At 39.4% G+C, this 10,477-nt stretch carries 10 protein-coding genes and 3 tRNA genes; 9 read left to right on the forward strand and 4 right to left on the reverse strand.

Annotation, left to right across the window (positions count from 1 at the left end; translation table 11 throughout):
* Window positions 1–148: 148 nt before the first annotated feature.
* The 6 genes from A5875_RS00875 to A5875_RS00900 all read left to right on the forward strand — a co-directional run bounded on the left by A5875_RS00875 (window position 149) and on the right by A5875_RS00900 (window position 5,710).
* Window positions 149–481 (forward strand): PTS lactose/cellobiose transporter subunit IIA, encoded by a 333-nt coding sequence (locus tag A5875_RS00875; protein WP_088931862.1) that lies wholly within the window; start codon window positions 149–151, stop codon window positions 479–481.
* A gap of 3 nt (window positions 482–484) precedes the next feature.
* Window positions 485–1,915 carry a PTS sugar transporter subunit IIC gene (locus tag A5875_RS00880; RefSeq protein ID WP_088931863.1) on the forward strand — a complete coding sequence of 477 codons (1,431 nt, stop codon included), beginning with the start codon at window positions 485–487 and terminating at the stop codon, window positions 1,913–1,915.
* A gap of 72 nt (window positions 1,916–1,987) precedes the next feature.
* Window positions 1,988–3,430, forward strand: a complete 1,443-nt coding sequence (locus A5875_RS00885) for a glycoside hydrolase family 1 protein (RefSeq protein WP_088931864.1) — start codon at window positions 1,988–1,990, stop codon at window positions 3,428–3,430.
* 12 nt (window positions 3,431–3,442) lie between these two features.
* Window positions 3,443–3,769, forward strand: coding sequence for a PTS sugar transporter subunit IIB (locus tag A5875_RS00890; protein WP_088931865.1), 327 nt, complete (start codon window positions 3,443–3,445; stop codon window positions 3,767–3,769).
* 37 nt (window positions 3,770–3,806) lie between these two features.
* Complete coding sequence (locus A5875_RS00895; RefSeq protein WP_088931866.1) at window positions 3,807–4,859, forward strand: oxidoreductase; 1,053 nt, start codon at window positions 3,807–3,809, stop codon at window positions 4,857–4,859.
* Window positions 4,856–5,710 (forward strand): DUF7916 family protein, encoded by an 855-nt coding sequence (locus A5875_RS00900; RefSeq protein ID WP_088931867.1) that lies wholly within the window; start codon window positions 4,856–4,858, stop codon window positions 5,708–5,710. The genes A5875_RS00895 and A5875_RS00900 overlap by 4 nt, the downstream gene beginning before the upstream one ends.
* 143 nt (window positions 5,711–5,853) lie before the next feature.
* Here A5875_RS00900 and A5875_RS00905 read toward each other — a convergent pair.
* The 3 genes from A5875_RS00905 to A5875_RS00915 form a co-directional block, all read right to left on the reverse strand.
* Window positions 5,854–5,941 (reverse strand) — tRNA-Ser (locus tag A5875_RS00905).
* A 3-nt stretch (window positions 5,942–5,944) separates the two neighbouring features.
* Window positions 5,945–6,034: transfer RNA gene (locus tag A5875_RS00910), tRNA-Ser, on the reverse strand.
* Between the two features lie 11 nt (window positions 6,035–6,045).
* Window positions 6,046–6,118, reverse strand: a tRNA-Asp gene (locus tag A5875_RS00915).
* A 472-nt stretch (window positions 6,119–6,590) separates the two neighbouring features.
* Here A5875_RS00915 and A5875_RS00920 point away from each other — a divergent pair.
* A complete protein-coding gene (locus tag A5875_RS00920; protein WP_088931868.1) occupies window positions 6,591–8,108 on the forward strand; it encodes a helix-turn-helix domain-containing protein in 1,518 nt (505 codons plus the stop codon).
* Between the two features lie 63 nt (window positions 8,109–8,171).
* Here the strand turns inward: A5875_RS00920 and A5875_RS00925 are convergent, their stop codons facing one another.
* Window positions 8,172–8,705, reverse strand: a complete 534-nt coding sequence (locus A5875_RS00925; protein WP_088931869.1) for a TetR/AcrR family transcriptional regulator — start codon at window positions 8,703–8,705, stop codon at window positions 8,172–8,174.
* A gap of 206 nt (window positions 8,706–8,911) precedes the next feature.
* Here A5875_RS00925 and A5875_RS00930 point away from each other — a divergent pair, with 206 nt between their 5' ends.
* Both A5875_RS00930 and A5875_RS24290 read left to right on the forward strand, forming a co-directional pair.
* A complete protein-coding gene (locus A5875_RS00930; protein WP_088931870.1) occupies window positions 8,912–9,856 on the forward strand; it encodes an oxidoreductase in 945 nt (314 codons plus the stop codon).
* 64 nt (window positions 9,857–9,920) lie between these two features.
* Window positions 9,921–10,148, forward strand: coding sequence for a putative quinol monooxygenase (locus tag A5875_RS24290; protein WP_340672804.1), 228 nt, complete (start codon window positions 9,921–9,923; stop codon window positions 10,146–10,148).
* The last annotated feature ends 329 nt before the right edge of the window (window positions 10,149–10,477 follow it).

A 10,477-nucleotide genomic window follows, 5' to 3' on the forward strand; every position in this document is an offset into this window, starting at 1 on the left:
AACGTATAAAACTATATAGTTTTTGTTGAAAGAAGGCGCTTTCTATTTTTGGGGATGTTTGGAGGTAGATATGGTTGCAGATTGATAACATGATTTTCTATTGAGCACTTATTTTAATTTTGCAGATTGAACGGAAAGGAAGAGAGTTATGGAAGGTATGGAAGAAATCTCATTTAAGATTATTGCGGCTGTTGGGGAAGCTAAGTCATTGATTATGTCGGCGATTGGATTGGCGAATGAAAAAAGGTTTGCTGAGGCAAAAGAACAATTGGCTGAAGCAAAGGAAAAATTCGTTGTAGCGCACAATGCCCATTTTGAGATGATCCAAAAAGAAGCAAGTGGTGAACAGGTGGAATTAGGCTTGTTGCTAGTACATGCAGAAGATCAGCTGATGACCACAAGTTTACTGCATGATATGGCAGGAAAAATGGTTGAAATGTATGAAAAAATGTACGAGCTTCACGATGAAAAGGGGGCGTAATGAATGAAAAAAGAAAATAAGCTGTTGAATGGAATCAACAACTTTGCAAGAAAAATGGCATCAATGATCTACTTCAGGGCGTTGCGTGACGGATTCGTTTCCACTGTGCCGTTTTTAGTGTTAGCCGGAGTAATGATTCTAATCAATAATATCATCATTGCGCCAGATACAGGATGGATCGCTGGGTTTGTTTCAGCAAACACATTGTCAACTTGGCAAGAACTAGGAAATAAAATTATTAATGGAACATTGAATTGCTACTCATTAATGATTGGTGCACTGATTGCAAATAGTTTGGCTAAGAATCGCGGAGAGGACAACCCTATTTTTAGTTCGTTAGTAACGATAGCGGTCATCATGATTTTCTTACCCTTGTCTAACTCATTAGTACCAAATGGGGCAGAAAAAGCAGTTGAAATAAGCGGCGTAGCACCTTTTTCTTATCTAGGAACCTCTGGAATCTTTGTGGCGATCTTTGCGGCGATATTATCAACGGAGCTTTTTGTCAAAATTTCTCAAAGCGACAAGTTGAAGTTTAAATTTAGCGGAAGTGGGATTCCCCCTGCTGTATCACAAAGTTTTGAAGCGATGTCTTCTATCATGATTACGTTATTGGTATTTGGTCTGCTTTCATTTGGGATTCACCAGCTGACGAACATGGAGATTCATGAACTTATAAACAAAATTATTCAAGCACCGTTGGTTCATTTAACGACGAGTTTACCAGGATTTATTGTTCTTTGTTTCTTTACCAATTTACTTTTTGCTTTGGGAATCCATCCAAGTGGGATCGTAAATCCAATCTTGGAGCCGCCTTTGCTAGTAGCGATGAATCAAAATACGGCGGCGTTCGCAAACCATCAAGAAATTCCTAATATTATTGTTCTTCCGTTTCGCGATCTTTATGGACACATCGGCGGAACAGGTTCAACGATCGCTTTAATTATTGCAATTTTCATTTTTAGTCGTAAGAAAGTTAACAGACAATTCGCGGGAATGGCCGGACCATTAGGACTATTTAATATCAATGAACCAGTCATTTACGGATTTCCGGTCGTGTTCAATCCACTTATCATGATTCCTTTTGTCTTGGGACCGCTGATTTCGTTTGTGATTGCTTACTTTGCTACGTGGGCTGGACTTGTTTCTAAAATCGTCGTATATGTACCGTGGTCAATGCCGCCAGTGATAAATGCTTGGGTTGCTAGTGGCGGAGACATTAGGAATGTCATTTTACAAGTTTTATTGATCGTAATGATGGTCGTCATCTATTTCCCATTCCTAAGGGCTTACGAAAATAGTATGGGAGTCGAAATAGAAGAGCCAATAACTGATACACCAAGCGTCGCTGTAGATTCGGATCATCAAGTGGCATCCTCTACATCTGCGACTGAAGTGTCAGAGGAATTTTCGGATTTCACAGATTTTATGTGATGAAATTGTCAAAGTATATTCGAGATAAAAATCAGGATAAATTTTTTAATTGGATTTTTTGGAGGAACCGTTATGGAGCATTTGAAGCAAAAACCATTTCCCGCCGATTTTTTATGGGGCTCAGCGTCTGCTGCGTATCAGATAGAAGGTGCGTGGAGTGAGGATGGAAAAGGTAAGTCCGTCTGGGATGAATTTGTAAATATCCCTGGGAAAACATTTAAGGGAACGAATGGAAATATTGCAGTCGATCATTACCATCGTTGGAAAGAAGATATTCAGTTAATGAAGGAACAGGGGTTGAAGGCTTATAGGTTTTCAGTAGCCTGGACACGTATTTTTCCTCAAGGTCGTGGAGAAGTGAACGAAAAAGGACTTCAATTCTATATTGATTTAGTCGATGAACTACTTGCGAATCAGATTGAACCTGTCTTGACTCTTTATCATTGGGACTTACCATTAGCCTTACAAGAGGAGTACGGTGGCTGGGAAAGTAGAAAGATCATTGATGATTTTGTTAACTATGCGGAAGTTTTATTTCATACATTTAAGGACAAGGTAAAGTATTGGGTGTCACTAAATGAACAAAATGTTTTCACTCATCAGGGCTGGCAAATTGCGACGCATCCACCGGGGAAAAAGGACACTCAGCTTTTCTATAATGTTAATCATATCGCCAATTTGGTTAATGCAAAAGTGATTCTGAAATTCAAAGAGATGAATATGCCGGGGAGTATCGGACCTTCATTTGCGTATACTCCTCAATATTCGATCGATAGTGATCCTAAGAATATTTTGGCGGCTGAGAACGCTGAAGAATTATTGTCAAATTTTTGGATGGATGTCTACGTTTATGGAGAGTATCCAAAGGTCATCTTACAGCTATTAAAGGAGCAGGGTGTCACGATTGATATTCAACCAGGAGATATGGAGCTGCTGCGTTGCGCTAAACCAGACTTTTTAGGACTAAACTACTATCGATCTGCGACGAACGCTTGGAATCCATTGGATGGAGTCTCTAACGCTGATGAGTTTCAAATGAATACCACTGGAAAGAAAGGAACGGCAATCGAAAGTGGAATTCCCGGAGTCCACAAGACCGTGGACAATCCATTTGTTGAAACAACGAACTGGGATTGGACGATCGATCCAATGGGGCTAAGAATAGCTTTGCGACGAATGTATAGCCGTTATCGTCTGCCTATTCTAATTACAGAAAATGGTTTGGGAGAATACGACAAACTAGAAGATGGAAAAATCCATGATCCTTATCGTATCGCTTATCTTAGTCAACACATAACAGCCATTCAAGAAGCGATTTCAGATGGAGTCGACGTGATTGGTTATCATACTTGGAGCTATACTGATTTGCTAAGTTGGTTAAATGGGTATCAAAAACGCTACGGCTTCGTCTACGTTGATCAAGATGAATCAATGGAAGGAACGCTTCAACGAATCCCGAAAGATTCCTATTATTGGTATAAAGAAGTCATTCAAAGTAATGGAAAAATAATTTAAGGGGGAATTATCATGGCAAATATTTTATTGTGCTGCAACGAAGGAATGTCTACATCATTTTTAGTCAAGAAGATGCAGGAAGTAGCAGATGCGAATGGATTAAAAGTAAAAATCTGGGCCGTTTCTGAACCCAAGGTAGATACAGAAAGCAAAGAGGCGGATGTGGTGTTATTAGGTCCGCAAATTGCATTTATGCGTGATACGATTGCTGAGCGGTTAGGAACTAGAATCCCTGTTCAAGCTATCAATGCAGAGGATTTTGGTCGATTGAATGCAAGCAAAATTTTAAAAGAAGGATTAATGTTGATCCGAAAAAATCGTGAGGAAAAAGGCGAATAAGAAAAGCAATTAGCTTTGATTTGGAAGGAAGAAGATTATGACAGTAACTATGGGCTTCATTGGATTTGGAAAAAGTGCCAATCGGTATCATTTACCTTACATCACTATTAGAGATACCATGCGGGTGAAAAAGATCTTTGATTTAAAAATTAACGAAGAATTAGCAGCGCCATATCGCGAAAAGGGAGTCGAGTTTACTACAGATATGGAAGAGCTGTTGGCTGATCCAGAGATTGAATTAGTAACGATCTGTACGCCGGCACATACTCATTATGAGTTGGCAAAGAAAGTGATTCAAGCAGGAAAATCAGTTATTGTCGAAAAACCATTTTGCGATACCTTGGAGCATGCCAAAGAACTATTTGAGCTTGGAAAAGAAAAAGGGGTATTGGTCAGGCCCTATCAAAACCGCCGATTTGACGGAGATTATTTAGCAGTGAAACAGGTGATAGAACAAGGCTTTTTAGGCAAACTTAATGAAGTGGAAACACATATTGACTATTATCGACCAGGGAGCATTTCTGAGCCTGGACCAAAAGAGAATGGCTCCTTTTATGGGTTGGGTATTCACCTAATGGATCGAATGATCGCTCTTTTTGGCCGTCCAGAAAAAGTTACCTATGATATCCGCAATAACGAAGTGGAAACCGGTGTAGATAATTACTTTGATGTCGATATGCATTATGGGCACACATTTAAAGTAAAAGTAAAAACCAATCACGTAGTGGCAAGCAGTTATCCACGTTTTATCGTTCATGGAGATAACGGTTCATTCATAAAATACGGCGAAGATCAGCAAGAAAATGACTTGAAAGCTGGAGTAATGCCTGGTTCGGCAGGGTTTGGCGAAGACTCAGTGATGTACTACGGTATTGCACGTTATCGAAATGCTAATGGAGACTGGATTGAAAAACAAATCAAAACACCTGTGGGCGATTATGGCCGTTACTATGATTCTATCTATGATACATTAAAGAATGGGGCACCACCTTTGGTATCTGAGGAAGAGGCATTAACCAACATTCAAATTTTAGAGGCTGGTTTTAACCAACCTAGTCCAAGCATCTACACCTTGGAGGAGTTAGCATGAAACGAATTTTAGCATGTACTGCTTCAGATTACGGACAAGCTTCCACTGCTTTGGAATTAAAAGAAGCAATCAGGGCATCAGAAGGAAGAGTCATTTTAACAGACATAGCAGCCGAAACGGCACCACTATACCCTGAAGTAACCAATGGTGAGATGGCGGCAGCTTTTGGTGCGGATTTATTATTGCTTAAGGCGATCGACGTTCAAAAAATGTCAATTAGTGGATTAGGCGAGATTGATCATCTGTCGCAATTACGCGAATTGACTGGCACAGGAGTAGGGCTCAATTTAGAGATAGCAGATGGACTCTCACCTTTTAAGCAAGTCAATAAAGAATCCATTCAAGCAGCACTCGCTAAAGGGCCAGATTTCCTTTCACTGACCGCTTATGTGAAGCCGGAAGCAACGGCTGAACGTATTCTTTCTGATATTCTACTTACGCGAGAATCTTATCAAGGCTTATTGATGTTGAATCCTGTATACAGTCATGGAATGGATATGTCATTAGATACTCTATTGAGCTATGTAGAAGCTGGTGTTGATCTACTTGTGCTGCCATGTCCTGGCGCAGTTGCTGGAGTGACTGAGTCGAGACTTTCGGAGATCATTTCAGCAGTGAGGAAAAAAGGCGCGCTGGTTTCTTGTACAGTTGGAACGTCACAAGAAGGAACAGATAAGGAAACAATTCAGCAAATGGCGCTTTCTGCTAAGCGCGCCGGAGCAGATGTTTTTGAGTTGGGGGATGCTGGAGTTTCTGGTATGGCTGTACCAACGACGATTTTTGAGGCTTCTGTGGCTATTCGTGGTAGACGACATACATTAGTTCGCATGGCACGTTCGGCAAATCGATAAAGGTAATTGATTAAATAGTTAAACGCCAGACAAGTAAAGTTTGCTTATCTGGCGTTTTGAGTCATGTATTGTATTTAAGAAGGATCAAATATACTTGCAAAAAAACTGCTGAAACACTAACGTTTCAGCAGCCTCTTATTTTACGGAGAAGGAGAGATTTGAACTCTCGCGCCGATTTCTCGACCTACACCCTTAGCAGGGGCGCCTCTTCAGCCACTTGAGTACTTCCCCAAAAGGAGGATAAGGGATTCGAACCCTTGCACGGTATTACCCGCCTGACGGTTTTCAAGACCGTTCCCTTCAGCCGAACTTGGGTAATCCTCCAGTAACACTAACGGTTCCGACGGGATTTGAACCCGCGATCTCCTGCGTGACAGGCAGGCATGTTAACCCCTACACCACGGAACCTTCTTAGCACAAAGAATAGTATACCGAAAGATAACGTCGACTGCAACAAAAAATCAACAAAATAAATAACGGGTTCGCCATACTTTTATATGCCTAAATACAATGAAATCAATGACAAATATACGGATTAAACAACAAAAACAAGCGGAGGTTATTGCGGATCATCTGAAATTTTCAACTCCGACATTTTTTATAATAGTCCAGATAGTAATTTTCGTTTAAATATAACCAAAAAAATTTTCTCTCTGCTAATTCTGATGAAGACAACCATCAATAACCATATTTGGCTAGCCATAAAAAGCAAGTTATCCAGCCATTTTTTGCGATCGGACAAATTATTGTGGTGAAATTAAGAAATATCCTTATACTCAGTATCATTTAGTGGTAATATTTTCTTGAGATAGAGGATTAGAAGAGGAAAAATAAGCGGCAGATGGGGTTAAGATTGAACTATTCTTAGGGAGGAAGGATCATGGACTTTCGATCAGTTTTGGGTATTACGAATAAACGTCGTTTGGCATTGCTGGAAAAATTGTATTATCGTCGCGAAGGCTGGTCAAGTGATCAATTAATGAGTGAGTTGAACTGTTCGTTGCCGATTCTATTAAATGATATTGAACTCATTAATGAGGGGCATCCCAGTTTTCAGATCGTTAAAACAAAGGGTCTTTATTACATAGTTGTAGATAAAAAAGTTAGTTTAGGGAATTTGTATGCCGATTTTTTGAATAGCTGTCCAGAATTTCAAATTATCGAAGAGCTGTTGTATGAAGAGTGCGAAAGCATTACTGGATTAGCCAAAAAATTATATTTAAGTTCATCGAACACGCAGCGCTGCTTAAAAAAGATCGAAAAGGCATTGTTGGATGCGGGGATGGAGCTGTGCTATCGTCCATTGCGGATTGAAGGAAATGAAGGGGAGGTCCGTGATTTTTACTATCATTTTTATAGTGAGCGGCAGAGTGCCTTCGAGAGTACATTGCCTAAATTACCGACAGAGCACTACCAGATCATGGAGCTGTATGTCAGTGATTTTGTCACGGAAAACCAAATTCACGAGAAATACGTTTTTCAAAAAAGGCAGGTCTATAATATGTACGTCAGCTTTTGGCGAATAAAAAGAGGCCATGAATTTCCTAAGGACCAATTACGGACTGAAGGAATCAATCTGCCGCAGGGAGAATCCTATAAGGCGCTGGCACAAGCGGTCAACGAGAGATTAGATATGGAGTTGACCCCGGCTGTGCTCCGTGATGCACTTTGGTTAACTTTTTCTGATTCGGTTCTTTTCAGTGTGCCTCATATCAAACTTGCTTTGACTGATAATTCGAAATACCAGCAACTATTTAACCAGCACTATGAATTGGTGGAAAACTATAATAGGATGCTAGGCTACCGTTTCAGCCGGGATAGCAAAATTAGTTTAGCGATCGTTTTATCAAATGATTTCTATATGCATGATCCTCAAGGTAAATATATTTGTTTCTTAAGAAAAAATCGCGAGGCATTTTTGAAGGAAGTCTCTAAAGTCTACCGCAGCGGTGTAGAAAAGATCAGAATACTGGTCCAGCGATTTGTTCACAAATTTCAGATGTATCAGGAAGAAGACTTTGTCCTGAACTATATGTACCTGCTGATTACGACGGAAGTGGACAGCTTGGAATGGCTGGCAGATCAGGAACCTATGCTAAAAATCCTGCTGCTATCTGATCTATCACCCACGGAAGAAACCTTTTTAGCAAAACAAATCACCGATAATATCTATGGCAACTTTCGGATTGTCAATTTTGAAAAGCTTTCCGGTGGAATACCTGAATTATATCGAGAGCTGGCGAAGTATGATTGCTTGATCACGACCGGTTCTTCGCGAGGCTTACCGGAAGACTATCCAGTCGTCGTCATCGATCCTTTCTTAACATCAGAAAGCAAACGCTGGATACAAGATATGATTAGTGATCTGGGAGAGAAGAAGAGGGCGTCTCGGCGCTGAAAATACCTGAACAAAAGGCGCTATCATTTTGATAGTGCCTTTTGCTTGTAATATTCAATTACACTAAGTGATTTTACAAACAAATGCGGTCATTTCCTCTGCGGTTTCTAGTAATCCACCCTTAATCCATTCTGATAGTATACCGAATAGCCCAGCAGCCGCATATTGTGATAGATAGTTTGTGAACGCGGAGGTATCTTGCATTTTGGATTCCCAGTTTTTAAAAAAGTTTGTCATGGCAATGCGATGCTGTTCATAAAACATGTGTATGAGCTTAGCATTAATCAGAACAGAAATAAAGTCACTTTTCTCTTTGAAAAAAGTAAAATAAAGAAGCGTAATATCATATTTACTACTTATGTTAGACATCTTCATTCTATCCATAATCTCATCAAAGAGATCATCCAAATAGCCAACTAAAACATCATCTTTTGATTGATAATTTCGATAGAAGGCCATACGTGATACCCCTGCCATCGTAGTAATTTGTGTAATTGTAATCTCACTATAGCTTTTTTCCTCCATAAGCCTCATTAGCGCAGTAAAAATACTTTCTTTACTTATTTTCTTTTGAATTTTAGGGTAAGTTTCTTCCATACTACAACCGCCCTTCTTAGAGTATTATAAAACAATGCGCATATGGTTATAAGTGTAACACACAGGTATCTGTTACAGTTTCTTGTTTATGTAACAGATACCGCCTTTATTATTGACTTGGTGCTTACACCAAGCTAGAATCTCAAATGTAACGTTGCAAATGTAACACATAGTAACTGATCCTGTTTTTATGGAGGCGCAATACAATGGAAAAAACAATTCAGCCGGAAAAGAAATGGAACACAAATAAGATAGCGAATCAAACAGGGAAAATAGCCATTATTACAGGCGGAACAGGTGGAGTAGGATTTGCTGATGCAAAAGCACTTGCTTCAAAAGGGGCCAAAGTCATACTTTTAGGACGCAATCCCCAAAAGGGAAAAGAAGCCGTCAGCAAAATTAACCAAATGTATAAAGATGCGGAAGTTTCATTTTATTCTGTCGATTTAGGGAATTTGGCAGAAGTCAAAAGTTTTGGGAAGGAAATGTGTCAACAATTAGATCGCTTAGATATTTTGATAAACAATGCCGGTGTAATGATGCCCAAGCAGAGAACGCTAACGTCAGATGGATTTGAGCTGCAATTTGGTACGAATTATTTGGCTCATTTTGCATTAACTAGTGAGTTGTTACCTTTATTGAAGAAAACTAAAGGGGCACGTGTCGTAACTTTGGGCACTCTTCCCGGTAATTTTAGTATTGATTTCGAAAATCTTCAAGCTGAAAAAAACTACAGTGCATGGACAGCTTATAATCAATCAAAACTGGCAGAAATCATATTTGCGTTACATTTACAAAGATTAAGCGAACAAAACAACTGGGGTATCTCAAGTATGGGTGCACAACCTGGACTTGTAGCGACAGGCTTGGTAACAAAAGAAGCAGGGTCAGACACAACTCTAATGGCAATTGGCCGTGTGATGTTTAAAATATTCCCATTTGTTCGGCAAACTGCTGATAAAGGTGCACTGTCCACTCTCTATGCTGCGACTGACCCGCATGCAAAAGGAGGCGTGCTGTATGGTCCCAACGGAATGGGAGAAGTATCGGGATACCCTGGGCTGGGAAAAATAAATAAAGAAGCGAAGGATCTAAAAATAGCACAGCGATTATGGGATATATCACTCAACTTAGCAAAAGTAAAATATTAAATAGAAATGCTCGCCAAATAGAAGGCATCATCCTGATTAATACGGTGCCATTTGTATTGTCAAATTGTTTTGGGAGGTATTCTTAGACAATCCAGACAGTTTTGAGCTTCGACTTCTTCAAGATAAAAACAACTCGAACATCTTTATACTCATGGAAAAGTGGAAGAGTATGTATACCGTTGCGGCACATGGCAAGCAAGATTATATGACAGAATTTGTGGCCCAAAAGGATGAATTATTTGATACCTTGATCGAGCATTGGTTCAAGAGATTTATCCGATTAACGAATTAGAATAGAGGCAGGCTAGGAATTTTCTTAGCCTGCCGCTTTTTGTCTAAGAACGTACGAAAAAGATTTAATTTTAGTTGAATATCTGAGCAATGAAAGAGATTTAGCTGTTAACTATTAAAAAATATTATGAAATAGATCGTGTTTTTCCGTTATTTTTAGCTGAAACGGCTGGACTTATTATTTTTAACACTAAAAATTATTATGGGGTCATATCCCCATAATTTAGGAATTTCTGCTATATAAATCTTTATTGGTGACTAATTTACGAGTTTTTCTCTTTTTACAAGTTATTATATACCCATTATTTTTATAAAATATAAAAATAAGGC

Origin of the sequence: Enterococcus sp. 3H8_DIV0648, from assembly GCF_002140655.1 — a bacterium.
GTDB lineage: Bacteria > Bacillota > Bacilli > Lactobacillales > Enterococcaceae > Enterococcus_A > Enterococcus_A hulanensis.